At 48.3% G+C, this 25,274-nt stretch carries 19 protein-coding genes; 3 read left to right on the plus strand and 16 right to left on the minus strand.

Going from position 1 to position 25,274, the window contains the following annotated elements:
* Positions 1-11: 11 nt before the first annotated feature.
* From FLB61_RS13090 to FLB61_RS11195, 3 genes are read right to left on the minus strand one after another with little or no spacing between them, the layout of a single operon-like run.
* Entirely contained in the window at positions 12-1,202 is a 1,191-nt protein-coding gene (locus tag FLB61_RS13090) for a GNAT family N-acetyltransferase/HAD family hydrolase (protein WP_246599218.1), read from the minus strand.
* Positions 1,203-1,931 (minus strand): DNA alkylation repair protein, encoded by a 729-nt coding sequence (locus tag FLB61_RS11190; RefSeq protein ID WP_087201039.1) that lies wholly within the window; start codon positions 1,929-1,931, stop codon positions 1,203-1,205.
* On the minus strand, positions 1,928-2,947 hold the full coding sequence (locus FLB61_RS11195) for an asparaginase (protein WP_221920196.1): 1,020 nt from the start codon (positions 2,945-2,947) through the stop codon (positions 1,928-1,930). The genes FLB61_RS11190 and FLB61_RS11195 overlap by 4 nt, the downstream gene beginning before the upstream one ends.
* Before the next feature lie 183 nt (positions 2,948-3,130).
* On the opposite strand from FLB61_RS11195, the gene FLB61_RS11200 reads away from it, so the two are divergent.
* Positions 3,131-4,474 (plus strand): MATE family efflux transporter, encoded by a 1,344-nt coding sequence (locus FLB61_RS11200; RefSeq protein ID WP_221920198.1) that lies wholly within the window; start codon positions 3,131-3,133, stop codon positions 4,472-4,474.
* 13 nt (positions 4,475-4,487) lie between these two features.
* Here the strand turns inward: FLB61_RS11200 and FLB61_RS11205 are convergent, their stop codons facing one another.
* Complete coding sequence (locus tag FLB61_RS11205) at positions 4,488-5,894, minus strand: NAD(P)/FAD-dependent oxidoreductase (protein ID WP_221920200.1); 1,407 nt, start codon at positions 5,892-5,894, stop codon at positions 4,488-4,490.
* A 20-nt stretch (positions 5,895-5,914) separates the two neighbouring features.
* Positions 5,915-6,448 (minus strand): HD domain-containing protein, encoded by a 534-nt coding sequence (locus tag FLB61_RS11210; RefSeq protein ID WP_087211092.1) that lies wholly within the window; start codon positions 6,446-6,448, stop codon positions 5,915-5,917.
* Positions 6,449-6,566: 118 nt separating this feature from the next.
* Here FLB61_RS11210 and FLB61_RS11215 point away from each other — a divergent pair, with 118 nt between their 5' ends.
* On the plus strand, positions 6,567-7,322 hold the full coding sequence (locus tag FLB61_RS11215; RefSeq protein ID WP_405121535.1) for an SDR family NAD(P)-dependent oxidoreductase: 756 nt from the start codon (positions 6,567-6,569) through the stop codon (positions 7,320-7,322).
* Between the two features lie 7 nt (positions 7,323-7,329).
* Here the strand turns inward: FLB61_RS11215 and FLB61_RS13295 are convergent, their stop codons facing one another.
* The 10 genes from FLB61_RS13295 to FLB61_RS11270 form a co-directional block, all read right to left on the minus strand.
* A complete protein-coding gene (locus FLB61_RS13295) occupies positions 7,330-9,645 on the minus strand; it encodes a D-serine ammonia-lyase (protein ID WP_330625603.1) in 2,316 nt (771 codons plus the stop codon).
* Between the two features lie 62 nt (positions 9,646-9,707).
* Complete coding sequence (locus FLB61_RS11230; RefSeq protein WP_221920202.1) at positions 9,708-10,337, minus strand: sugar O-acetyltransferase; 630 nt, start codon at positions 10,335-10,337, stop codon at positions 9,708-9,710.
* 33 nt (positions 10,338-10,370) lie between these two features.
* The gene (locus tag FLB61_RS11235) at positions 10,371-12,125 is read right to left on the minus strand and encodes a glycoside hydrolase family 13 protein (RefSeq protein ID WP_221920203.1); all 1,755 of its coding nucleotides are present in this window, start codon (positions 12,123-12,125) and stop codon (positions 10,371-10,373) included.
* A gap of 6 nt (positions 12,126-12,131) precedes the next feature.
* Positions 12,132-13,586: a 4-alpha-glucanotransferase gene (gene malQ / locus FLB61_RS11240; RefSeq protein ID WP_221920204.1), complete on the minus strand. Its 1,455-nt coding sequence runs from the start codon at positions 13,584-13,586 to the stop codon at positions 12,132-12,134.
* A 24-nt stretch (positions 13,587-13,610) separates the two neighbouring features.
* A complete protein-coding gene (locus FLB61_RS11245; RefSeq protein WP_221920205.1) occupies positions 13,611-15,869 on the minus strand; it encodes a glycogen/starch/alpha-glucan phosphorylase in 2,259 nt (752 codons plus the stop codon).
* Positions 15,870-15,898: 29 nt separating this feature from the next.
* Entirely contained in the window at positions 15,899-17,830 is a 1,932-nt protein-coding gene (locus tag FLB61_RS11250) for an amylo-alpha-1,6-glucosidase (RefSeq protein WP_221920206.1), read from the minus strand.
* A gap of 20 nt (positions 17,831-17,850) precedes the next feature.
* Positions 17,851-19,788, minus strand: coding sequence for a type I pullulanase (pulA, locus tag FLB61_RS11255; protein WP_246599219.1), 1,938 nt, complete (start codon positions 19,786-19,788; stop codon positions 17,851-17,853).
* A gap of 32 nt (positions 19,789-19,820) precedes the next feature.
* A complete protein-coding gene (locus FLB61_RS11260; RefSeq protein ID WP_221920208.1) occupies positions 19,821-20,696 on the minus strand; it encodes a sugar ABC transporter permease in 876 nt (291 codons plus the stop codon).
* A gap of 3 nt (positions 20,697-20,699) precedes the next feature.
* Positions 20,700-22,079, minus strand: a complete 1,380-nt coding sequence (locus FLB61_RS11265) for a carbohydrate ABC transporter permease (RefSeq protein ID WP_221920209.1) — start codon at positions 22,077-22,079, stop codon at positions 20,700-20,702.
* Between the two features lie 15 nt (positions 22,080-22,094).
* Complete coding sequence (locus FLB61_RS11270; RefSeq protein WP_221920210.1) at positions 22,095-23,330, minus strand: extracellular solute-binding protein; 1,236 nt, start codon at positions 23,328-23,330, stop codon at positions 22,095-22,097.
* A gap of 296 nt (positions 23,331-23,626) precedes the next feature.
* On the opposite strand from FLB61_RS11270, the gene FLB61_RS11275 reads away from it, so the two are divergent.
* Positions 23,627-24,625, plus strand: coding sequence for a LacI family DNA-binding transcriptional regulator (locus FLB61_RS11275; protein WP_221920212.1), 999 nt, complete (start codon positions 23,627-23,629; stop codon positions 24,623-24,625).
* Here FLB61_RS11275 and FLB61_RS11280 read toward each other — a convergent pair.
* Positions 24,622-25,251, minus strand: coding sequence for a GNAT family N-acetyltransferase (locus FLB61_RS11280; protein WP_221920213.1), 630 nt, complete (start codon positions 25,249-25,251; stop codon positions 24,622-24,624). The two genes, FLB61_RS11275 and FLB61_RS11280, sit on opposite strands and share 4 nt — an antisense overlap.
* Positions 25,252-25,274 lie beyond the last annotated feature (23 nt).

The raw sequence follows: 25,274 nt of genomic DNA on the forward strand, positions 1-25,274 counted from the left end.
TTCATGGATTCTTAAGGTTCTCTTTGGAAACTCAGATATTCCTGTGCTTCCAGGGCGGTCATGAACAGATAATCCGCCCCTGCCGCTCTGAGTTCTTCCAGACTTCCAAACCCGTAGAGGACACCTGCGGATGCAAGACCAAAAGCCTTCGCTCCCTGTATATCGTGTCTTCGGTCTCCTACCATGACAACAGACGGATCCCCTTCTTTCAGGCCGCATGTATCAAGGGCGTATGCGATAACGTCCTCTTTTGTCAGACGTTTCCCGTCCATATCACTTCCGCACACAGCGTCAAAATACTCCAGGATACCGGCGTCTTCTGCGATGATCCTTGCATACTTTTCCGGCTTTGACGTGGCCATAACCACCCGTTTTCCCGCTTTTTTCAACCCTTTTAAAAGATCCGTAACCCCGTCATACAAACGGTACTCATATACCCCTTTTACCCCGAAGTTTTCTCTGTAAAAGGCAACCGCTTTTGCAGCATCTTCTTCCGTAAGGCCTGTGTATTCCTGGAAAGAGTGGATCAGCGGCGGGCCGATAAATGGAAGCATTTCTTCCCTTGTGGCGGAGATGCCGAATTTTTCCAGTGCATAGGCCACAGAATGCAGGATTCCCTGTTCCGAGTCGATGAGCGTTCCGTCAAGATCGAGAAAGATCGTCTCGTACGGGATCCTTCGCACCGAATAGATCAGATGAGGCATATCGATCCCCATATAATGGCGCACCGACTCCCCGCATTTTTTCATGCCGTTTCTCTTGGCCGTCTTCTGGGAAGGGAGATTTGTATCCCGGATGATGGAGTACACTTCCGGGAGATTCAGCACCTCAAAGGCGTATTTTTTTACAGCGCCTGCCGCCTCTATTGCGTACCCTTGATGCCAGCAGTCCTTCCGAAGATGATAGCCGATCTCTTCTTTTTTCTCTGCTTCCCCTTTTCCGATATCCTGCATTGTGATCCCGCAGTCCCCGATGAGCTGTCCGTCCTCCTTTCGGATCACGGCCCACAGGCCGAATCCGTCTTTTTCGTAGCGCGCCATCTGCCGGCGGCACCAGTCGGCTGATTCCTCCATGGAAAATCCATGTTCATATGCATACATGACTTCCGGATCCCCCAAAAAACCGTGGAGAGCCGGAATATCCCCCTCCGTCATTTCCCGGAGAATAAGCCGTTTGGTCTCCAGTATGATTTTCCCCTTCATCTATCGTTTCCTTTCCTTGCGTTTCAGTTCCTTTAGCATTTCTTTGTCTTCTTTGCTTACCCGAAATGATTCCCGGCACTTTTGGATCGCCTTATTGTGGGTCCATGGATCCAGAGCACCTTCTTTTAAAAGTGCAAGCGTCTTCTCCGGATATTTCACATAGCAGACCGACAGAGCCCATGCCACTCCCATTTTTACATAGTAGGCGTCAAGGCTGATCCGCCTGTATATTTCAAGTACCCGGTCAATGTATTCGTCATTCAGGAAAAAGTCCATAAGGGCGACAGCTGCAAAACGCACCTCCATCTCGCGACTGCTCCTGCTCCATGCATCGACATACGAAAACCAATATTCAGGATCTGTTGTCATAAACCGGTGCGTGGATACGCCGCTGTCACAATCTGCCCAGGATACGATCCCCGGAATCCATGTGTCAAGAAGGTGCCTGCGCCTGTCTGTATCCGCTTTCCCATATCCGATGGCCATACCGTACACCATGTGTTCTTCCTGAAAATCCGGTGTCCGGCCGTTCTCCATTTCCCAGATCCATCCTTCTTTTGTCTCTTCGGCAGTATCTTTAGCAGCTTTTTTTGCGATTTCCCGCAATTTGGGAACCCGCACGCCAAGTGTCGGCATCCCGGGTGCGTTTAAGATCCTGTCATTGAATTCCTTGTAGGCCGGATCGGAAACGTCTCTCAGCATGTCCAGCATTTCTTCCGTTTTTATCATGATTCCTCCCTGAATTTGGCAAACAGGATATCGTGGTTGATCCTCTTATAAAAGAGCTGCTTGATCTCCTCATAACTTTCTGTCTTCTGCGCCATCAGCCACATCAGTTTTGTGATGGTGGCTTCCAGCGTCATATCATATGCTTCCAGAAGGTCAAAGTCCTGTTTCACTTTCTTTCCCACTTCATAGACCGTCATATTGCTTCCCTCACTCACAACCTGTGTCGTCATTACAATAAGCTTTCCTTCTTTTAACCATTTCGGCATCCCTTCATAGACTTCCGCCGTGATAGCTTCCGGCAGCCCTCCTACACCAAAACTTTCGATAACCACACAGTCGTAGTCTTCCAGAAGCCTTGTCAGAACCCCCGGTTTCATCCCTGGTACAAGTTTCAGCACATATACGCTGTCCTTCATATCCATGTAGAATCTTACATCCCCCTGATGGCACACCGGAAGAAGGTAGCGGATCAGCTGTCCGTCCTGAATGACCGCCGGATAAGGGAAATTGATGCTGGAAAATGCATTGTAGCTTTTTGCTCTTTCCTTTTTCGCCCTTGTGCCGAGGATTACCTTCCCATCGAACACGATACTTACATCCTCTGAATCCGGATCCGCCGCGTAGATAAAGCTGTCAAGAAGATTTGTCTTCGCATCAGTAACATCCATATTGATCGGCTTCTGTGCTCCTGTAATGACAACAGGCTTCGGAGAGTTCTGGATCATATAGGAAAGAGCCGCCGCAGTGTAAGCCAGCGTGTCCGTCCCATGACAGATGACAAATCCGTCGTATTTCTCATAGTGATCTCTGACTGCCTGAGCCATCATCTGCCAGTGTGCCGGCGAAACATTCGTGCTGTCGATATTGCACACCTGCATCGTCTCCACCTCACAGACTTCCTTTACCCTCGGAATATATGCCAGGATATCTTCCGGTGTCAGCCCCGGCGCCAATCCGTTTTCTGTCTGTTTTGATGCAATCGTACCCCCGGTTCCGATCATCAGTATTTTTTTCATCTTGGTTCTCCTCTCAATTACTTACATGTATGGCTGAATAGTAACAAAAATCGACGCGAAAATCAACCAGCCTCCCTGATTTTTGAGACTGGATTTTGTGATGGGATTTTTGCGCCATATGTGGTAAAATATCTCTGCGAAAAACATTTTTTTCGTGTATCACACACAAAGTAGGAGTTTTTTATGCGTCAGAAAATAGATCTTTTAAACGGGCCTGTTTTTTCGTCCCTTACGAAACTGGCTCTTCCCATCATGGCTACATCCCTTGTCCAGATGGCATACAATCTAACCGATATGATATGGATCGGGCGGATCAGCAGTGATGCAGTCGCCTCGGTAGGAGCTGCAGGAATGTACATGTGGTTTGCAAACGGCATCGCCTCCCTCGCCAAGATGGGAGGTCAAGTCAAGGTCGGGCACGCCCTCGGAGCCAGGGAAGATGAAAAAGCTGTCTCTTACGCCCGCAATGCAATCCAGCTTGCACTGTTTTTCGGGCTTTTATATGGATTTTTAAGCATTGTATTCCAGGTTCCACTTATCGGATTTTTCCGTCTGAACTCCCCTGCCGTCATAAAAGATGCCCAGGTTTATCTGGCCGTGACATGCGGACTTGTCGTCTTTTCTTTCCTCAACCAGGTGTTGACCGGGATTCTTACGGCCATGGGGAACAGCAGGACGTCCCTCCTTGCGACAGCCACCGGCCTGATCATCAACATCGTACTGGACCCTGTTTTGATCTTTGGCGTCGGTCCGTTCCCGCATCTCGGCGTACTGGGAGCGGCCATCGCCACTGTATTTGCCCAGGCAGTAGTCACATGCATGTTCATCCTTGCGGTTAAAAATGAGCCGGAGATCTTTCTCCGCCTCCATCTCCTGACTCGCCCGTCTCTTTCGGCAATTCAGGAAATCATCCGCATCGGTCTTCCTTCGTCCCTGCAGAACATGCTCTTTACTGCGATCTCCATGATCATCGCCCGGATGGTTGCGGGATTCGGAGATGCCGCTGTGGCTGTTCAAAAAGTCGGATCCCAGATTGAGTCCATCTCCTGGATGACTTCCGACGGATTTGCCGCTGCGGTCAATTCCTTCATCGCCCAGAATTTTGGCGCCGGCAATTTGTCCCGCGCAAGAAAAGGCTATCAGAAATCCATGGTGGTCGTCCTTTTGTGGGGAGCCTTCTGCACGTTTGTGCTGATCGTCTTCCCGGAACCGATCTTCCGGATCTTTATCCCGGAGGCAGATATCCTCCCGATGGGAGTAGACTATCTGCGGATCCTTGGCGTGTCCCAGCTTTTCATGTGCATGGAGATCACGACCGCCGGAGCTTTCGCCGGTCTTGGAAAGACACTCCCGCCGTCCATCGTGAGCATCACGCTGAATTGTGCGCGGATCCCTCTTGCCTTTGCGCTTATCTCGACTCCTCTGGGTCTCAACGGGATCTGGTGGAGTATCACAATCTCCAGTATTTTTAAAGGTATCGTCCTCGTACTGGTTTATCAGATCAGATGGAAAAAACAGGCAGGATAACTGCCTGTTTTTCTCAATGTTCCTTTTCTTTTCCCAGAATACATCTGGCCACATAAAGCCCGTTTGCCGATGCCTGTTGGAGCCCTCTTGTGATGGCAGCTCCGTCTCCCATGGCGCGCAGCCCTCGTATATTCGTCTCAAACTCTTTGTCTACCACAACTTTATTGGAATAGAATTTCACTTCCACGCCGTACAGCAGCGTTTCATCGCTTGCAATCCCCGGCGTCACTTTGTCAAGAGCACGGATCATCTCGTCGATATCTACCATGATCCGGTGTGGGAATACTAAGGAGAGATCTCCCGGAACCGCATCTTTCAGAGTCGGGATAATATTGCTGCGCATGAGTCTCTCCCCTGTCGTTCTTCTTCCCCTCCGGAAATCCCCGTATCTTTGTACGAGAATCTTTCCATCGCAGAGCATATTGCCGAGCTGGGCAATGTGCTTTCCGTATTCGATCGGACTCTTGAACGGTTCTGTAAAGTTTTTCGATACAAGAAGCGCAAAATTCGTATTATGGGTTTTTTTATCTTTGGACTTATATGCATGTCCGTTTACGACGGCGAGACCTCCCTCGTAGTATTCCGTCGCCACTTCCCCGGAAGGGTTCGTACAAAATACACGGACTTTATCGTCAAATGTAGGTGTATAGTATACAAGCTTTGCCTCGTAGAGCTTCTCATTGAGCTCCTTCATGACTTCATCCCGCACTTCCACTCTCACGCCCACATCTACTGTTCCGTTCTGGGTTCCGATCCCGTGCTTCCTGCAGATATGGGAGAACCATTCTGATCCTTCCCGTCCTACGCCCGCCACAACTTCCGGCGCAAAAAATGTTTCCTGTTTGTCTGTGACAACGCCTTTCACGGCACCGTCCTCTACCAGGATGTCTTCTACCATCGTCATAAATCGGATCTCCACCCCAGACTCAAGGAGATGTTCCTGAAGTCTCGTGTAGATTTTATACCCTTCCTCCGTTCCGAGATGCCGTATCGGACATTCGATGAGCTTCAAATCTGCGCGAATAGATTTGGCTCTGATTTCCTCGATAGCCGCCATATCCTCGATCCCGTATACTTTTTTGTCCGCCCCGAAAGAAAGGTAAATCTGATCCGCTTCGCCTATGAGTTCTGACGCGGCTTCATATCCAAGGATATCCGGAAGGGTTCCGCCCACTTCCGGCGACAGGGAAAGTTTCCCATCTGAAAACGCTCCTGCACCTGCAAATCCCGTCGTGATGGAACATGGCTTACACCCCATACACACTTTGGTTGTCCGCTTCGGGCAGCTCCTTTTTTCTATGGAGCGCCCTTTTTCCAGCATCAGCACCCGTTTCCCCGGATCTCTTTTCATCAGTTCATACGCGCAGAAAATTCCGGAAGGCCCCGCACCGATAATGATCACATCATAATTTGCTCCCAAGTCTGTACCTCCAAAATCGTTTAAAAAATCTTGTTTACAAGTCTGCAGTATTCCTCATATGCCTCAATCCCGGAAAACCGTTCTTTCAAGACATCTCTTATCCCTTTATAGTACCAGCCGATCCGCTCTTTATCTTTCATGCGGAAACGGTTCCAGAATTCTTCTCCCACCTTTGGATAGTCGCGGTTAATATCGCGCATATTGGACAGCTTGTCCGCAAGCCCTATCATCTGTACTTCATACGGTGCTGTCCGGAGCCGTTCGATGGTAGCTCCTTTTCTTTCTTCCCATGATTTCGATTTATCTTCACTCTCCTGAGCTACAAGGGAGGCCACGCGCTCTGTAAAAAGGCTGGCCAAAAGCTCCTGTGTCACTCCTTTGCAATCCTCGATGGTGTCGTGCAGAATAGCTGCGCTGATGATCTCCTCATCTGTCGTCATCGTCGCTACGATGTCCCCCACTTCGATAGGATGGACAATATACGGCCTTTTCGTCCCTTTGCGAAGCTGCCCTTCGTGTGCCTTTGTGGCAAATTCCAACGCCTGATCTATCATTTTCCCCGAATCCTTTCTGAAATCATCCGTCCAAAGCTCCTGATTTCTGACTTTATTGTAACACTTCTTTCTTTTCTTCACAACGTTTGTATGGTATCATCGTTTAAAAAAGGAGAAGATGAAAATGAATAAACAGAAACCTTGTGTTCTCATAACCGGATCTTCCAGAGGAATCGGCCGGGCATGCGCCCTCCTCTTTGCATCTCGCGGATATCATGTCTTTTTAAACTGCCGAAGTCATCAGAAAGCCCTTTCGGATGTGGCCTCCAAGATTTCTTCCTTTCCAGGCGGATCCTGCGAGCTCTGCCCGGGAGATGTGGGAGACCCAGGCGATGTCCGGAAAATCTTTGATTTCATTCGTACTTCAGACTATACGGACGGTGGACTTGACGTCCTCATCAACAATGCCGGCATCTCCCACATCGGCCTTCTAAGCGATATGAGCGACACCGAATGGATGCGTATTGTAAACACAAACCTCTCTTCCGTGTTCTACTGCTGCCGGGAGAGCATTCCCTATATGGTATCACGAAAAAAAGGGCGGATCGTGAACGTCTCTTCTATGTGGGGTCAAAGCGGAGCCTCCTGCGAAGCAGCCTACTCCGCCACAAAATCCGGCGTCCAGGGTCTTACAAGGGCGCTGGCAAAAGAGCTGGCCCCAAGCAATATCCAAGTCAACGCCATCGCCTTCGGTGTGATCGACACGGAGATGAACGCCTGCCTAAGTCCGGAAGAACGCGAGTCTCTCGCCTACGACATCCCTGCCGGCCGGTTTGCCACAGCCGTGGAAGCGGCCCGCATGATCTGGGATACCGCCCACGCTCCGGAATATATGACCGGGCAGGTAGTCGGGTTTGACGGTGGTTATTTATAAATCAGTATCAGAGAAAAATCGGATTGCTCCACGCTGTCTTTCCGTACCGGTCTGTACATTTTACTCTCACATATTTCTCATGTCCTTTGAGGGTATACTCGCCGCTTTGTATCGTTTCATCCACGGAGCTGCAGACGATAGATCCCCCGTCATTGATACAGTTTCCGACGATGAAATCGATACGGTACACCGGGCTGGATGTGACATATGCCCTTCCGTCCCGGATACCCCAGTCATAGATCTCTGGTCCTGATGAAGAATAGTAATTTCCAGCCATCATATTTTTTATGATCTCTTCATGGGAAAGTATGTCCGCTTTCACGACAATATATCCGCCGCAGGCATCTTCCACGATGCCGTCATTGTGATTGTCATCGGACGCAAATGCAAAAATCCTCTTTCCTTCCCTCAGCATCACGTCCCAGTATGTCTCATCATACCCTGTCGCGCTTTCGTTGACTGTACCGTAATTGTAAATTTCCAGAGCCCAAAGTCCTGTTGTATGGATGAATTCCTCATCCCGCACTCTGGACCAAATTGGATGATTATACGTTGCGATCATCCCTCTGGATGTCATCTCATCTGCCAGCTTCTGTGCCGCATCGGCTCCGTCCCATGTGCCGTAGTACTTGGCCACCGGATGTTTCTCCATATGTTGATACGGCTTTTTCTTTGCATGTTCCTGCATTTCTTTCGTGCCCAGGATTCCATGGATATGGTGTACTTTCTGCCTGAGCTTTGCGTCTTCTGACTCATAGAGAACCGCGGATGCTTCGAGCCCCGGCAGGATGATAAAGTCCTCACAGTCAAATTCTTCCCGGTAATCTGTGTAAAGATCATGTTCGGAAAAACATAGAAAATGATATCCGTGTTCACGGAAAAGCTTTACCGACTCCTCAGGTGTGAGACAGCCGTCAGAATTGACCGTGTGGCTGTGGAGATTTCCTTTGTACCAGTTTCCTCCTTCTGTGAATCCCGGTATCGTCAGGCTTGCAAGCTCTGCTTCCTTGAGATATTGATCTCGCATTTCTTGCGGAACAAGACTGCCCCCGGTCGCCCAGACAATCTGCGCTGCATCTTTCATGACCGGCTCCAGCCCGTTTTCCTTTATATAAGTCTGAAATACCTCGTTTTCCGACAGAGCTTTTACCCCTTCGAATCCCGCACAGGCGCTTGGTTCAAGGAAGATCTCTTCCGTATCCATGAGAAGCTTCATGTATTTCAGAAGAGATCTGTCCTCCACCGTCACTTCGCCGCTTAAAACAGTCTCCATGATCTTCCCCGCAAATACGGAAGGACGTCCCACCGCCAGACCGTCGGCATCGGTCTTTCCTGTAAGACCGATGTCCTGAACTGCGATCTCATTGTGGAGCCCCGAAGCCATGCCAAGAAGCATACAAGGCGCCTGGACCGGCTCCGCAAAGAAGCAGTGAACCGCATCGCCGAACACCCACTTGAGCCCGGCTGTGATGCCACCCGGCGCTCCTCCAACTCCGCACGGAATAAAGACGAACAAAGGATGCTCCTCATCCACCGTGATCTTCTTCTCATCGAGCTGCGCCTTCAGCCGTTTCCCCGCTGTCGCATAACCGAGAAACAAAGTCCTGGAATTCTCATCATCCACAAAATAACTGTTTGGATCCTGATCTGAGAGAGCCCTTCCGCATTTTACCGCTTCCCCGTAATCCTGTTCATATTCTTTCACTTCCACACCGAATTTTCTCAGAAGTTCTTTCTTCCACTCTTTGGCGTCCGCGGACATATGGACGATCACGCGAAAGCCGAGTACCGCGCTGATGATGCCGATACTAAGCCCCAGGTTTCCTGTAGAGCCAACCTGGATCGTGTAATTTTGAAATACCGCACGCTTTTCTTTGTCTCCCAGCACAGCATAGCTGTCTCCTTCTTTCAAAAGACTGTGCTTCTTTGCAAGATCTTCCGCGTATTTCAGCACCTCGTAAATTCCTCCCCTTGCCTTCACAGATCCCGCAATGGCAAGATGACTGTCTTCTTTTAAAAGGAGTCTTCCCGGTATGGAGATGTGCAGCTTCTCCTCCATCGCCGATTGCATGTTCCGGATCTCTTCCAGAGGGGACTCGATCACGCCGTTTCTTTCTTTTGTCTCCGGAAAGTACCGAAGGATCAGAGGTGCAAATCTTTGCAGCCTCTCCTGGGCGTCATCAATCTCTTCCGGTCTGATTTCAAACACCTCTTTTTCCTCTTCCCAGGAAAGTTTCCCAGGATTGATCCACGCAAGCTCCCCGGCACCTGCAAGCTCTCTTACTATTGGATTGTCTTTGATCTTATCTGCCATCTTCTCCATTTTTTCCTCCATGTGACAAAAGAGTACACCCCATATAACATGAACCGTACTCTTTGATCTTTCTATATATTCATTTTTTCTTGGATCGCTTTCCAGGCTTCATCGTCGATTTCTTCATCCCGGAACAGCTTCCTTTTATCCTCCTCCGTGATCTTTCGGATGACTTTACACGGATTTCCAGCTGCCACTGACCAGTCTGGTATATCTTTTGTCACAACGCTCCCCGCGCCGATCACGACATTGTCTCCGATCCGCACTCCCGGACAGACTACTGTGTTGCCGCCGATCCAGACATTATCTCCAATGACAACTTCTTTTCCATATTCGTAAGCGGAGTTCCGTGTGTCCGGATAAATCGGATGCCCTGCCGTATAGATGGCCACGTTTGGGGCAAGCTGACAGTTATCCCCGATCCTTACTTTCGCCACATCCAGTATCGTACAGTTGTAATTTGCGAAGAAATTTTTCCCCACTTCGATGTGGGATCCGTAGTCGCAGTAAAACGGCGGATTGATCCATGCCCCTTCGGATTTTCCAAGGAGTTCCTTTATCACTTCAGAAAGCCCATCGAAATCCGAACGGTCCATAAAGTTCAGTTTCTGCAAGAGTCTGCGGCATACAGCCTGTTCTTCCAGTACGGATCCGTCCGACACATATGCCATTCCTGCATCTCTTCGTTCTCTCATATTCATAATCGATACCTGTGCATTCCTTTCCTTTTTCGTCTATTTCCTGCGGATCAGTGTCCCGTTTTTCTCAAGGACTCCATCTTGATACCTCCGCGCAAAGAGGATTTCTCCTTCTTCCTTTACTGACACATCGGCATCCGAACAGTTCAACAGTACTTCGATGGAATGTCCATATCCGTCCAGTTTCACATACTCTACGAGACGCGGCTCATCGTATGTCTCCGGAAAGTGGAAATGCGGGCTTCTTGTCATCGGTTCCTCTTTTCTGAGGGCGATCAGCTTTTTCATCTCCCGGATCTTTTCCTGGTTTTCTTCTTCATCCAGAAGATCCCACGGCATACATCTCCTGCAGTCCGGGTCGTGACCGCCTTCCATGGCAATTTCTGTCCCGTAATAGATGCAAGGGCTTCCCGGCATCGTAAACAATACGGCAAGCTGCTGGTAAAAAAGATCCAGATCATGGAACCGGTTCATGAGGCGTTCTGTGTCGTGGGAATCCAGGAGATTGAACAGGACGTTGTTGCACTGCTGCATGTACATCGTATAACAGCGGTTGATCATGTAGGCAAAATCCCGTTTCCCCATAGTCTTATCGATAAAAAAGTCGTGAATGCCGCTCATGAGCGGATAATTCATAACCGAATCATACTCATCCCCCAAAAGCCACTGACTTGCGTCATGCCATATTTCCCCAAGCAGGTAGATATCCGGTTTGATGGCTTTTACATGTTCCCGGACGATCTTCAAAAACCGGTGGGAAATCTCGTTTCCTACGTCAAAACGGATCCCATCGATGTCGTAATCCCGGATCCATCCTTCCACAACAGTACAGAAATAGTCGATCACTTCTGGTTCGTTTGTATTGAGTTTTGGCATACCGTCGGCAAATGCAAAGGAATAAAATCTGCCGTCCCGTGTGCTGGCCTTCTTCCCGATCTGGGACCAGTCATTGACCATAAACCACCCTGCATACCGGGAGTTTTTTCCATTTTTCAGCACATCCATCCACGGTGCAAACTTTCTGCCGCAGTGGTTGAAGACGGCGTCCACCATGACGCGGATACCGTTTTCATGGGCTTCTTTCACAAGACTTTCGAATTCCTTCTCATCTCCGAATGCCGGATCGATTTTCGTGTAATCTGTCGTATCGTACTTGTGATTGGATTCCGCTTCCATGATGGGATTTAGATAGATACCTGTGATCCCAAGCTCTCTCAGATACGGAATCTTCATCCGTATCCCTCTCAGATTGCCTCCGAACTTTTCTTCATTTGTAACGGAACCTTCATTCCTCCACGGAAGGATATCCCCACTGTTTTCTTCTGGCGTACCGTTGGCAAACCGGTCCGGAAAAATCTGATACCAGACCGTCTCATTGACCCACCCTGGAGTCCGGTTTACATCCGCCGGATTCATCCACGGGACGGTAAAGCACTGAAGCATCCGTCCGTCCATCTCCATCTGTTCTTTTGTGAGAAATCCGTCCTCAAAATAGTACCAGACCTCATCCTCGGTGTGAAGTTCAAAATAATATTTGCATCTTTTATACTTTGGAACGAGGGTCGTCGTCCACCAGATCTGATGCTGCAGGTATTTTTTATAGACGATTTCTTCCTTCGTCCCGGTCCACTTTTCCTTTCCTCCGAGGATCCCTGCTTCAAAGGGATCCCCGTAGTACAGAAAGACCTTTTTTACATCATATCCGGTTTTCAGATTCACGATGAGTTCGTCCTCGTTGAGCGCATAGCTCATCTGCTCTGTCGTCTTATGATACACTCCGGTAAAATCCATCTTTTCCTATGCCCTTTCTGTCATCGCTTTCCTGTAACGCCGAAGCTGCTTTGCTGCCTCTTCCATATCCGGCATCCTCCACTCCCAGTTCGGAGAACCGACGGTGCCCGGTGTATTGATGTGTCCTTCCGCACCAAGTCCGAGGATGTCCGCCATCGGAATAATAGCGTATTCTGCTCTGCTTTTCCATGTATATGTAAGCAGACGATCCTTTACGGATCCCTGTTTGATTCCCTGTCTTGTGAGGAATCTCCTTACTTTCCGTCTGGCCGCTTTGCTTAAGCTTTCATACCACTGCATCAGCGTATCGTTGTCGTGTGTCCCTGTATAGATGATCATATTTTCTGCATCGCCGAAACTGTCGTAAGCGTATTTTCCTTTTGTCTCAATGCTGAACACAAGGATTTTCATCCCTTTCAGGTGGTAGTGATTTTTCAGAAGGAGCACTTCCGGACGCAGCTCCCCTAAATCTTCCGCCACCAGATCAAGACCCGGAATCTTTGCTTTCAGCGTGTCGATCACTTCGTACCCCGGTGCCTCGATCCATTCTCCCTCGATGGCTGTCGGACAGGAAGCTGGAATCTTCCAGAATGTATCAAACGCCCGGAAATGATCGATCCGGATAATGTCAAACAGTTTCTGGCTGTAGCCGATACGGTCCACCCAGAACTGATAACCGTTTTCTTTCATATAGTCCCAATCATAGATCGGATTGCCCCATCTTTGCCCTGTGGCGCTGAAATAATCCGGAGGCACACCGGCGATGAAGATCGGACGCCCGTCTGTATCCAGAAGGAAGTTGTCTTTCCCTCCCCACACATCCACCGAATCGATGCCCACATAGAACGGGACATCTCCCATGATCCGGATACCTGCGTCGTTGGCTGCATTTTTTACCTCCATCCACTGGATGAAAAAGATATACTGAAGGAACATATGGTAGTCCGCTTCGATTTTATTTTCCTCAGACAGCGGTGTCCGTTTGTCCGGCCAGTCTTTGTCTTCCTGTCTCCACTCATTCCAGCAGACATTTCCGTTGGCTTTCTTAAGGGCCCGAAAAACAGCGTATTCATACACCCACTCCTGAGCTGCAAACGCTTTGTAGTCTTCGGTCTCTTCAAACGCAGCAAACGCCTCTCTAAGATACGGTTCCTTGAATGCCCGAACCTGGTCGTAGTCCACTTTCGTCTCCATCTCCCGGAAAGCAGGAGGCATTTCTTTTAGGAGTCCTTTCTCGTAAAGAGACTCGAGACTGATGAAAAGTTCGTCCCCTGCGCAGGAGGAGTACGGCTGATACGGGGAGTTTCCATACCCTACCGGATTCATCGGTAGAATCTGCCAGATCTTTACTCCGTTGTCTTGAAGCTGCCGGATGAATTCATATGCATAAAAGCCAAGATCCCCCACCCCCGTCCGGGACGGGAGGGAAGATACCGGCATCAATATTCCTGATTCTCTCATATCTGTTATCCTGCCTGTCTTTTTTTATAAATGCCAGATGTCTCTGTTGTATTCCGCGATCGTACGGTCTGATGAGAAGAATCCTGCCTTTGCGATATTGACAAGGGATTTCTTAGCCCAGGCCGTTTCATCTTCGTAATCTTCCAGCATCTGTTCTTTTGTCTTGATATATTCTTTGACATCCAGAAGTGTCATGAACCAGTCTTTTCCGACGATCTCTTTGTAAAGCCGTCCTAAGTTGACTGGATCTCCGATCATAATGAGCTCTTTGCTGATGATGAAATCCACCAGTTCTTCCACAAGTGCATCTTCCTCATAGATCTTTCTGGAGCAGTATCCTGCTGTGTCATAAAGCTTGATGACATCCTCAGATTTTGCACCGAATATATAGATATTGTCATCGCCTACAAGCTCGTGGATCTCAACGTTTGCCCCGTCTTCCGTTCCAAGTGTCACAGCGCCGTTCAGCATGAATTTCATATTTCCGGTTCCGGACGCTTCCTTGGATGCAAGGGAGATCTGTTCGGAAATATCGCATGCCGGGATAAGTTTCTCAGCCTTTGTGACATTATAGTTTTCCACCATCACGATCTTTAAATACTTGCTTACTTCCGGATCACTGTCCACAAGTTTCTGGAGGCAGAGAATCAGGTGGATGATATCTTTTGCGATCGTGTACGCCGGAGCTGCTTTTGCCCCGAAGATCATTGTGATCGGACGTTTCGGCAGATTTCCTTTTTTAATTTCTTTGTATTTGTAGATGGCATACAGAGCGTTCATCTGCTGTCTCTTGTATTCGTGGAGACGTTTGATCTGGATATCAAAAATGGAGTTCTCATCAATATCAATATCCTGCGTCAGTTTCAGGTATTCTTTCAGGCTGATCTTTGCATTTTTCTTGATGCTTCTGAGTTTTTTCAGCACTTCCTCGTCATCTTTGTATGCCAGGAGTTTCTCAAGGTTTGCCGCATCGTGCTGGAATTCTGGTCCGATGAGCTCTGTGAGATAATCGGAAAGCTCATGATTGCAGTGTACGAGCCATCTGCGGAACGTAATGCCGTTTGTTTTGTTGTTGAATTTTTCCGGGTAAATGTCGTAGAACGGCTTCAGTTCGGATTCTTTTAAGATCTCCGTGTGAAGCGCAGCCACACCGTTTACCGCATATCCAAAATGGATATCAATATGCGCCATGTGAACCCGGTCTTCTTTGTCGATGATATAGACTTTTTCATCGTGGAAGTCCCTTCTTACACGTGCATCCAGGTCGCGGATGATCGGCATCAGATGCGGAACCACTTTTTCCAGGTAGGAAACCGGCCATTTTTCCAGCGCTTCCGCAAGGATCGTATGGTTTGTGTACGCACATGTCTTTCTCACCACGTCTACCGCTGTATCCATGTTGAATCCTCTTGCCACAAGAAGACGGATCAGTTCCGGGATAACCATCGTCGGATGAGTATCGTTGATCTGGATAGATACGTGATTGTAAAGTTCATATAAGTTGTATCCTTTTTCTTCCGCCTCAGCAAGGATCAGCTGCGCTGCGTTGCTGACCATGAAATACTGCTGATAGATTCTCAGAAGGCGCCCGTTCTCATCACTGTCATCCGGATAGAGGAAGAGTGTGAGGTTCTTTTTGATGTCGTTTTTGTCAAACTGGATGCCGTCGTGAATAATGCTCTCATCTACTGTATCCAAGTCAAAGAGATGCAGTTTGTTGCATCCGCTTTCGTATCCCGGCACATCGATGTCGTACATGGTAGATGTCAGTGTAAAATCTTTAAACGGCACTTCAAAATGACGTTCTGTGCGTGTTAACCAGCTCTTGTCCGTGATCCACGGATTCTTCTCTTCCCGCTGTTTATTATCCACAAATGTCTGGCGGAACAGACCATCATGATAATTGAGTCCCACGCCGTCCCCCGGAAGTCCAAGGGTCGCGATGGAATCCAGGAAACATGCGGCCAGACGTCCAAGTCCGCCGTTTCCGAGAGATGGTTCCGGTTCTGTCTCCTCGATGGCTGTGATGTCATGTCCGTATTTTTCCAGCACGTCTTTCGTCTCATCAAAAAGTCCAAGGTTGATCAGATTGTTGGATAAGAGTTTTCCGATCAGAAATTCAGCGGAGATATAGTAGAGCTTTTTCTCCCCTTCGTTTCGTTTCATTCCCTGCATTTTCTCTTTTGTGATGCACAAAAGCGCTGTATAGATTTCTTCATTGGAAGCTTCTTTGATTCCTTTTCCGTATTTTTCCTGCAGTGTCTGTTTTAATAACTGTTCCATATGTCTCTCCTTTCAGACGAATATCTTTCTTACTTTTCAATTGCTTCGTATACTCTCAGGATCTCTCCCACACTCCATGCCTGTGCGAAACATCCTTTGGAAGACACCGGGTTTTCTCCGTCATATATCTCCGGAAGCTGCCCGATACATCCTTCTCTCATGGCGCTTTCTATCGTCTCCAGCATCTCTTTCACTTCTTCTTTCGACTCCATGGAGTATCCATGTACTTTCAGATAAGCGAGATACCACGCTCCAAGAGGGAACGTCCAGACTGTTCCCTGATGGTACGCCATGTCCCGTTCTTCCATCCTGCCCCCGTAGAACGGATGGAATTCTTCGTCGGCTTCCTCCAGTGTGCGAAGCCCGTACGGTGTGTAAAGTGTCTCAAATACCGTCTCTACGATCTGCTTTTCCCGCTCCGGTTCCAGCATGGTAAACGGCATGGAAACTGCCCAGATCTGATTGCACCGCACCTGCGTATCCGCCTTGGTTCCGGATATAAGATCTTTCAGGCACTTCCGGTCATCCATCCAGAACTTCTTCCGGAAAGAGTCCTTCGCCTTCTTTGCCAGTTTCCTGTATTCAGTATAATCTTTTCCAATCATAGATGCAAATAATTCCATAATGCAGAGGGCATTGTACCAGTATGCATTGATCTCCACCGGTTTCCCGTGCCGAGGCGTCGGAAGGATCTCTCCCACCCGCACGTCCATCCATGTGACCTGCCAGAGGTCTTCCCCTGCCAGGATGAGTCCGTCTTCATCCATGCGGATGCCGTAGTGTGTGCCCTCGCGGTATTTCTCCACGATCCTTTCCATGACCGGCCACACTTCCCGCACAAAATCGGTATCTTTCGCCGCCTTATAATACAGGTACACACAGTTGATGAATAAAAGCGCCGCATCCACTGTATTGTACATCGGTTCCGTACCGCCTTCCGGGAAAAGATTCGGCATCAGACCGTCTTTTTCATGTACGGCAAATGTCCGCAATATCTCTTTTGCAGCGTCGTACTGTCCGGTGGAAATACATACTCCCGGAAGGGCGATCATCGTATCTCTTCCCCAATCCTCAAAAAAAGGAAATCCGGCAAGGATCGTCTTTCCGTCCGTGGATTCTCTCCTGGATATAAACTGATCCGCGCTTTTTGCCAGCATCCGGGCAGCCGGGGAGCGAAATCCCGACTTTTCCTCCAGTTTTCTCCGGTATGCTTTCATCTCATCTATGATCTTCCCTGCATCGCTTCTCTCTTCCAGATCCGAGCATGTCATATCCAGCACGGCCGTTTTCCCTGCCGGAATGTCGATCCGGATCCGAAAGACCGAGAAGGACCGTCCTGTCTCAGTCCTGCCGTCGCAGGCGTCATAACTGTAAAAATACTGTTCTTCTTTTTCCTGGTTTTCCCGTTTTCCATTCGTCTCAAAGAAAAGACATTGTCCAAGAGAGCGGACACCTTTCCCCTCACAGACAAACCCCTGTCCCTTTTCCGGTTCCTTCCCCTTCGGCGTAAACTTAAGAAACGGAGTGACTGAAAACACTGCATCCTTGCGGCTGTGGTTGGCAATCTCATAGCGGACCGCCGTGGTGTTTTCTCCCTGCGCCATCCCAATCTCTTTTCTAATTGTGATTCCCTTCACGAGAAACTCCCAGACAGGGCTGTCCTCAAAGGAGAAGGAAGACAAAAAGCGAAATCCTTCTTCCTTCGTTCCATCTGCAAATTCCTGGGAGGACAGCGTCACTGTCCTGTCCCCGATGCAAAGTTCTTCTTTCAGACGGTGTACAAGGTTGTATCTGTGGTTCGGCGCCTTTTTGCAGGCCATCAAAAACGCGTGGTCATTTCTGGATGCCGAACCGGTCATTGTAAGAGAAGAAAAACCGCCGAGTCCGTTTGTCAAAAGATAGCAGTTTTCCTGTCCCCGCTCCAATGTTTTAAAATCCTGTTTTCCGTATAACCATTTCATCCATCGTCCCTCTTTTCTGTCTATACTCCCTTTTGGCCTAATATAAGTGCAGTAATCGGTTTTGCCTTGACGCTTCCCTCTGCTGTCTTTGGCTCTGTCCAGCCGCTGCTGCTTTCTCCATCGGCCAGGATCTCCCATGTTCCTTCCGGGAGGTCTGCGCTTACTTCTTTTTCGCTGCTGTTGTAAAGGATATAAAGCGTTTTCCACCTGGAAGGATGCTCCGTGTCTTGGTTATCCACAAGAAAGCTTACGACTCCGTCTTTATTCCAGGTTTTCCGTATCCTTGTAAACGCATTCTCCGACTTATCACAAAGCCCCGGCAGTTTTTTTCTCAATCCCACAAGCCCTTTATAATATTCCCTCAGACTCCGGTATTCATATGCCCGTTTCCAATCCAGACGGTTGATCTCTATAGGAGCATTGTAAGTATTTTCCTGTCCCTCCTTTGTCCGGGCAAATTCTTCCCCTGACAGAAGGAACACTCTGCCCTGGCAGGTCATATAGATAGCAGCCGCCAGCCGGTTTTCTTTCATCCGTTTCTCCTGGTCCGGAGTTGTGATGGAGAGCTTATCCCACAGTGTCCAGTTGTCATGTGCGGACACATAAGAGATGATCTGGGACGGAGCCTTTACCGGGGAACCTTCCCCGCACCATGCAGATACACTTCTCAATATATTTTCTTCCAGTCCTTTTCCTCCGTTTACGAACCCAGGTATCGTCCCTTTAAACACATGTCCCTTTACTGCATCTCTCGTATCGTCGCAGAACATGCCGACATTGACATCAAAAAGTCCAATGTTCTTTTTCAAGGCCGGAGTAGCTCCTTTTTCCATAGGAGAATCATCTGCTGCCCACGGCTCGCCAAACAAAAGCTTTTCCCCTGTTCCGTATTTCTCATCCAGCGTTTTCCGGATGCTGTTCATCAGCTCCACATCCAGAAGCCCCATCAGATCAAAACGGAAACCATCGATGTGGTATTCTTTCGCCCAGTAGAGCACAGAATCCAGAATGTATCTGGAACACATGGAGCGCTCGCTGGCCACGTCGTTCCCACATGCAGATCCATTTGCTGTCTCGCCGTTTTCGTGTACACGGTAGTAGTACCACGGAACAGTCCGCTGAAACCATGTATCAAGAGAGTAGGTGTGATTGTAGACAACGTCCATGATCACGCGGAAGCCGTTTTTGTGAAGGGCCTGGACCATCTCTTTGAATTCCCGTATTCTTACTTCCCCGTTCTTTGCATCTGTGGCATAAGAACCTTCCGGCACATTGTAATTGACCGGATCATATCCCCAGTTAAATTCTCCATCTTCTTTTGTCTCATCCACGGAACCGTAATCGTACGCCGGCATGAGTTGGACATATGTTACGCCAAGATCCTTCAGGTAATCGAGGCCGGTAGGATGGATACCATCCTGATAGAGGGTTGTATGGCTGCATGTGAAGGCCTTGTACTTTCCTCTGTATTCTTCCGGAAATCCGCCGGATTCGTCCCAGGAAAATTCTCCGATGTGGATCTCATAGATGACGTCCTCCTCCGCTTTTTTCGGGGCAGCATCCTGCTCCCACCCTTCCGGATCTGTCCGCTTTAGATTGACCGCCATACTGCGTATCCCATTGACCCCGCATGCCCGCGCATACGGATCCGCAGTCCGGACTGTCTCCCCTTCCATCAGGATCTCGAAGTCATAGTACACGCCGTGGAGCTCTTCTTTTGTCCGGTATGCCCAAACACCCTTCTCTTCCCGGCTCATCTCTTCCGACCGGAACGCACTTCCTTTTTCTCCGTCATGATATAAGAAAAGCCGGACTCTCTTTGCAAAAGGGCTCCAGAGGAGGAAACTTGTTCCCTCCTCTGTGCAAATAGCCCCCAGATCCGGTTTCTCATATGTAAAAGTCCTGTCAAAATTTTCGTCTGAATAAATCTCTTTCCACTCTTTTGCTGTCTTCCTCATTTTGCCTTTCCTCATTCAGTCTCTGTCTTCTCTTAGCCTTTTACCGCACCTGACATACCGTCCACATAATACCTCTGCATGAACAGGAAGAGGATGGCAATCGGAATTGAGATCAACACCGCTCCTGCCGCAAAGCTTGTGTACCAGCTGTCAATATATTCTTTCTGAAGCATATTCCAAAGTCCAATCGCAACCGTATACTGGTCTGAATTGGCACGGCAGATTACCTTTGCAAAAATGAAATCCAGCCATGGTGCCATGAAGGATGTCAGCACGGTATAAATAACGATCGGTTTACTGAGCGGCAGCGTAATCTTTGTGAAAATCTGCCATCTCGTACATCCATCCAGAAGCGCCGCCTCATCCACCGCGATCGGAACCGTATCAAAGAATCCCTTTGCGATCTGGAAGCTTAATCCCGCTCCTCCTGAGTAACACAAGATCAGCGCCACTTTGATGAGGTTCCCCTCTGTAAGGCCGATTGCTTTCAGGATGAAATATACTGCGATCATGGACATGAATCCAGGGAACAGGCCGAGGATCATCGCCATGTTCATATATGGTTTCCGCAGTTTAAATTTCAGTCTGGACAGACAGTAGGATACTGCCAGAACATAAAATGTAGATAAGATACAGGCACATACCGCTATGAACAGTGTATTCATGAACATCTGCGGAAAGTTCAGGATCGATGTGTCCGTAAACAGTTTCACATAGTTGTCAAGTGTGAAGCTTTGAGGGAAGAAGGTGGAAACATAGGATCCTTTTTCTGCCCGGAAGCTTGTCAGTATTACCCAGATGATCGGGAATACCCAGATAAACGCCAGTATGGCAAGTACGACATGAACGATCGTATTATTGATAAAACGTCTCTTTTTAGCTGAGCGTACTTTTGTTTTCGCAGCCATGATCTAGAATCCCCCTTCTTCTTTGTATGATTTACTGTTGCGGTAAGTAAGAAGAGCCGCAATCGCCAGAATAATAAATGTCAGAATACCGATAACCGCACCGATATTGTAGTACTGTTTATCTACTGTCAGTTTGTACAGCCAGGTTACAAGCAAGTCGGTGCTTCCTGCCGTGGATTCGAGATTTGTAACCGGATCTCCTCCTGACAACAGGTAGATGACATTAAAGTTGTTGACGTTTCCGGTAAACGTCGTGATCAGGTATGGTGTCGTCACATACAGCATGTAAGGGAGTGTGATCTTAAAGAAGATCTGCACTGCATTGGCACCGTCCACTCTGGCTGCCTCGTAAAGTTCTCCAGGAATATTCTGAAGGACTCCGGTCAGCTGAAGCAGTGTATATGGTACACCGACCCAGATATTGATCACAATGACAGTTACTCTTGCCCATGTCGGGTCTGTAAAGAACGGAAGACTCGCATCCGGCGCAATCAGTCCCAGGTTACGAAGAAGGACATTGACCGCACCTTCCGGCTGAAGCATCGTTCTCATGATCAGAAGAGAAACGAACATCGGGACTGCACAGGAGAGTACGAAACAGAATCTCCAGAATCCCTTTGCTTTTGTATCTTTCCGGTTGATTACAATAGAAAGAATCATACCGAAAATATAGTTACTGAACGTTGCAAAAAACGCCCATACAAGTGTCCATCCAAGTACAGACCAGAACGTACTTCCCAGGATACTGCTGGAATCGAACAGAGCCTTGAAGTTTTCAAGTCCCACCCAGTCAAACAGCATCAGATGGTTGTCGATCTTACTGTAGTTCGTAAATGCCATACAGATCATAAAGATCAGCGGCAGGATCGTCAGAGCACCGATAAAGATCATCGGTGGTGTCATCAAAAGCCTGTGCAGGTTCTCATGTAAAAGAGATTTCAGATCTTCCACAAAATTGTTGACGTGTTTTCCCTGCTTGTCAAGGCATTCTGCCTTGTAGGCACTCTTCAATGCGCCTCTCCATGCACAGATCATTAGTATGGTAAGAAGTACTGTTGCCACGCCATAGAGGAGGATCAAAATGGACTGATCTCCTTTTGTATAGACATAAATCTGATTTGCTTCATCCCAGATCTCTTTTTGTTCTACCGTTCCAAGTGACCCAAGCATCGAAAGGAACTGGATTCCGTTCACGATCATAAACACAATATATGCCACTTCTATCGCCAGATAGAGCAGACCTTTGATCTTCTGTTTATGTATAATATTTCCAAATCCCATCAGCACCATGGAGAGTTTCGTCTCCATGCCGCCCTCCCTGATCGCCGCCGTGCAGGTATACGGTGTCGGGAAATTATTGACATGTTTTTTTCTTATTCCCATCCTTCTCTCACCTCTTTAGATTCCGTCACTGTTCATCGCTTCATTCATTGATTCCGTCTGCTCAGCCGCATTATCGTGGGTTACGCTGCCGTTTCGGATACCTTTACCCATATTTTCCACCGGAGTCCAGCAGTTGTTCATCTTGGAAACAAACGGCTGAAGAATTGATGTATAGTTGAATGTATTATTCTGTGCCATAACAAGCGGATCCGCTGCAATCTCCTGTTCGGCCATGAGTTCCGTATTGCATGGAATTACCGTTCTCAATTCGTAATGCGCCCGTTGTGCTTCTGCTGATCCGAGATACACTGCAAGTTCTACCGCAGCAGCCATATCGTCACAGTTCGGATTCACTCCGATCGCCTTTGAACCGGCGTAAGCCATCATCTGTTTTTCTTCTCCATTTAAAGTGAAAGTTGGAAGAGCAGCCACTCCCATGTTGTCCCCAAGTGCTTCTTTTACTGCATTGGCATCCCAGGAACCAGAGAATATTGCTGAAATGCTTCCATCACGAAGACCTGCGATACCGGATCCGTCCGCATCAATACGGAAATTCGGATTTTGTTCTAGGTCAATCAGGTAATTCGTCACTTCCACTGCTTTCTCGCCGCTGAAATCTACACCTTTTGACTCATCGGTTCCATCCCCAAACAGTGTACATCCGTTGCCAATGTAAAATGCCGGGAGATACCAGGAGTTTGTCATCGGGAAAGAGACAACTCCTTTTTCAAGCATGGTATCCAGGTTCTTGATATCTTCCTCGCTGAATACACTCTTGTCATAATACATAAACCATGTATTCGTCGTAAACGGGACTCCGTAAAGCTCTCCGTCTTTCGTCAGAGACGCAAGCACTTCTTCGCTGTTCGTACTTTCGATCTCTTCTCTGTATTTTCCTCCAAATTTTGCAAGTGCATTTGCATCTGTCATCGTCGTGATCGTGTCATTTGCATACATAAATACGTCTGCACTTGCCTCTGCATCCTGTGCTACCTGTCCTGCCGCTGATGCTTCATCTGCAACACCGTATACAAAGGTAATGTCCCATTCCGGATGCTCATCAGCGAAATTCTCGCACATGGTCTGCAGCCATTCGCCGCTGTCTTTTGACTGGTCTTCTGACGGAGACCAGACCATCAGACGAATCTTTTCTTTTCCGCCGGACGCACCGTCAGTCCCGTTTCCGCATCCGACAAGACCTGTCGCTGCAAGCACAAATGCAAGCATCATTGCCAACCCTCTCTTTTTCATAAAGTCTCCTTTCTCGCATTTTTTTGTTTCGTATTGTTTCGTTGTATGTTTACTATATCTCTTTTTATACGAAGCGTCAAGAGGGGATCGCTTTGTATATATTGCATTTCTCTGTTTTTACCAGTTGTTTTTATACTTTTTTGTACTTTTTGCACAAACACTCTGGCTTTTGGTTTTTATGATCTTTACGAAACAAATCGATTATAAGACGAAAAACCGTTGCTATTTTCTTTTGTTTCTTATATAATAAAATATAGTTTTTAATCATTCTATTTCGTTTCAAAAGAGGTAAAAATATGGCTACAATACAGGATATTGCTGATAAACTGGGCGTTACTAAGGGTACCGTTTCCAAAGCCCTGAACGGAGCCGAGGACATCAGCGAAACTTTGCGAAAAAGCATATTGGAAACAGCTGTTGAGATGGGGTATACAAGACAAAGAAGATACAAGAACAGTGCAAAAAAACTCTGCATCTTTGTGGAAAATCTGGAGTATACGCAGCCGCATCATTTTGGATACGACATTGTCATCGGGTTTCGGCAGATGGCCGAACCGGCTGGATATGTCGTGGACATCATCCCTGTGGATGAAAAGCTGGAACGCAGCATTTCCTACGATGTCTTTATGCTGCAGCACGACTATGTTGGCGCCTTTGCCCTCGGATTCACACTGCACGATACATGGATGAATGAGTTTCGGACCAGCAAGACACCCCTTGTTCTTTATGACAATTATATCAAGGCAAATCCGACTGTAGCTTACATCGGAGCAGACAATAACGAGGGTATGGAGCTGGCTGTCTCCCATTTAAAACATCTGGGACACAAAAAGATCGGTTACCTGAGCAGCGCCCTGGGCTCTCACATCATGCAGGTGCGTCACAAAGCATTCTTTCACGCCATGAGGCAAAACGGACTGCGGGCAGATTCCGACTATGTTGGCGCTTCCTATTACATCACACAGTGTCTGGAAAAGCATCTGCCCCGTCTTCTTGACATGGGAATGACGGCCATCATCTGCAGCCACGATACCCTGGCCAACTCAGCCATGGTACAGTGCCAGCAGATGGGCCGCCATGTTCCAAAAGATATCAGTATTATCGGATTTGACGATCTTCCGATCTGCGCCTACACTTCCCCTCCGATGACGACGGTTCGTCAGGAGCGAACTGAGATCGGAAAATGCGGGTACTATGCCCTGGACAGCCTCATGAACCAGGTTTCCATTGGCACGATCCTGATCCACACCCGTCTGATGGTCAGGGAGTCCACAGGGCCTGCTCCGGGTCTCTAGACAAGCTGGCCCGGAAGCTTTTTCTTCTCTTTCGGAGGAAACAGGGCATCGAACGCCTCCGCTTCATCCTCGTCCACAAAATATCCTTCCGGTGTACAGTAGACCCCGGTAACGCCTTTTAACGCATCCGGCTCCAGTTCTTTCAGGAGAAAATACGGGGAGATCGTTTCACGATCCTCCGGGTTTTCGCTGATTCCTCTGGAACCTGCCAAAACAAAGCCGGATTTGCCGTAGAATGCAATATTGCCCTCAATGCACAGCGCTTTTACTCCCATTGCTTTCGCTTTCTCCATGGAAGCGTCCAGCAGCAGCTTTCCATATCCTTTGCGCTGCTGATCCGGCGCAATGCTTATAGGGCCAAATGTCATGACCGGTATCTCCCGTCCGTCATCCGCCTGTATCTTCGAGCGCACATACATGATATGCCCGATGATTCTTCCCTCTTTTTCCAGGACAAGGTCAAGTTCCGGCACAAAGTCCTCCTGATCCCGGAAGCAGTGCAGGATATAATGTTCCGTACATCCCGGGCGGTATACATTCCAGAAAGCCTCCCTTGTCAGATTCTCCGTCTCTTTATAATCTTCCGGCTTCTCCTGCCGGATCAAATATGCTTCTTTCTGATCCATCTTTTTCCTCCTATTGATCATTT

This window comes from Sellimonas caecigallum, assembly GCF_019754295.1.
Taxonomy (GTDB): domain Bacteria; phylum Bacillota; class Clostridia; order Lachnospirales; family Lachnospiraceae; genus Sellimonas; species Sellimonas caecigallum.

Bases quoted from the DNA above. Each gene is read 5' to 3' on its own strand.
- pulA (WP_246599219.1), bottom strand. From the start codon at position 19,788: ATGAGGAAGACAGCAAAAGAGTGGAAAGAGATTTATTCAGACGAAAAT.
- FLB61_RS13090 (WP_246599218.1), bottom strand. From the start codon at position 1,202: ATGAAGGGGAAAATCATACTGGAGACCAAACGGCTTATTCTCCGGGAA.
- FLB61_RS11245 (WP_221920205.1), bottom strand. From the start codon at position 15,869: ATGGAACAGTTATTAAAACAGACACTGCAGGAAAAATACGGAAAAGGA.
- FLB61_RS11190 (WP_087201039.1), bottom strand. From the start codon at position 1,931: ATGATAAAAACGGAAGAAATGCTGGACATGCTGAGAGACGTTTCCGAT.
- FLB61_RS11210 (WP_087211092.1), bottom strand. From the start codon at position 6,448: ATGATAGATCAGGCGTTGGAATTTGCCACAAAGGCACACGAAGGGCAG.
- FLB61_RS11195 (WP_221920196.1), bottom strand. From the start codon at position 2,947: ATGAAAAAAATACTGATGATCGGAACCGGGGGTACGATTGCATCAAAA.
- FLB61_RS11265 (WP_221920209.1), bottom strand. From the start codon at position 22,079: ATGGGAATAAGAAAAAAACATGTCAATAATTTCCCGACACCGTATACC.
- FLB61_RS11230 (WP_221920202.1), bottom strand. From the start codon at position 10,337: ATGAATATGAGAGAACGAAGAGATGCAGGAATGGCATATGTGTCGGAC.
- FLB61_RS11275 (WP_221920212.1), top strand. From the start codon at position 23,627: ATGGCTACAATACAGGATATTGCTGATAAACTGGGCGTTACTAAGGGT.
- FLB61_RS11200 (WP_221920198.1), top strand. From the start codon at position 3,131: ATGCGTCAGAAAATAGATCTTTTAAACGGGCCTGTTTTTTCGTCCCTT.
- malQ (WP_221920204.1), bottom strand. From the start codon at position 13,586: ATGAGAGAATCAGGAATATTGATGCCGGTATCTTCCCTCCCGTCCCGG.
- FLB61_RS13295 (WP_330625603.1), bottom strand. From the start codon at position 9,645: ATGGAGAAGATGGCAGATAAGATCAAAGACAATCCAATAGTAAGAGAG.
- FLB61_RS11235 (WP_221920203.1), bottom strand. From the start codon at position 12,125: ATGGATTTTACCGGAGTGTATCATAAGACGACAGAGCAGATGAGCTAT.
- FLB61_RS11215 (WP_405121535.1), top strand. From the start codon at position 6,567: ATGAAAATGAATAAACAGAAACCTTGTGTTCTCATAACCGGATCTTCC.
- FLB61_RS11280 (WP_221920213.1), bottom strand. From the start codon at position 25,251: ATGGATCAGAAAGAAGCATATTTGATCCGGCAGGAGAAGCCGGAAGAT.
- FLB61_RS11270 (WP_221920210.1), bottom strand. From the start codon at position 23,330: ATGAAAAAGAGAGGGTTGGCAATGATGCTTGCATTTGTGCTTGCAGCG.
- FLB61_RS11260 (WP_221920208.1), bottom strand. From the start codon at position 20,696: ATGGCTGCGAAAACAAAAGTACGCTCAGCTAAAAAGAGACGTTTTATC.
- FLB61_RS11250 (WP_221920206.1), bottom strand. From the start codon at position 17,830: ATGAAATGGTTATACGGAAAACAGGATTTTAAAACATTGGAGCGGGGA.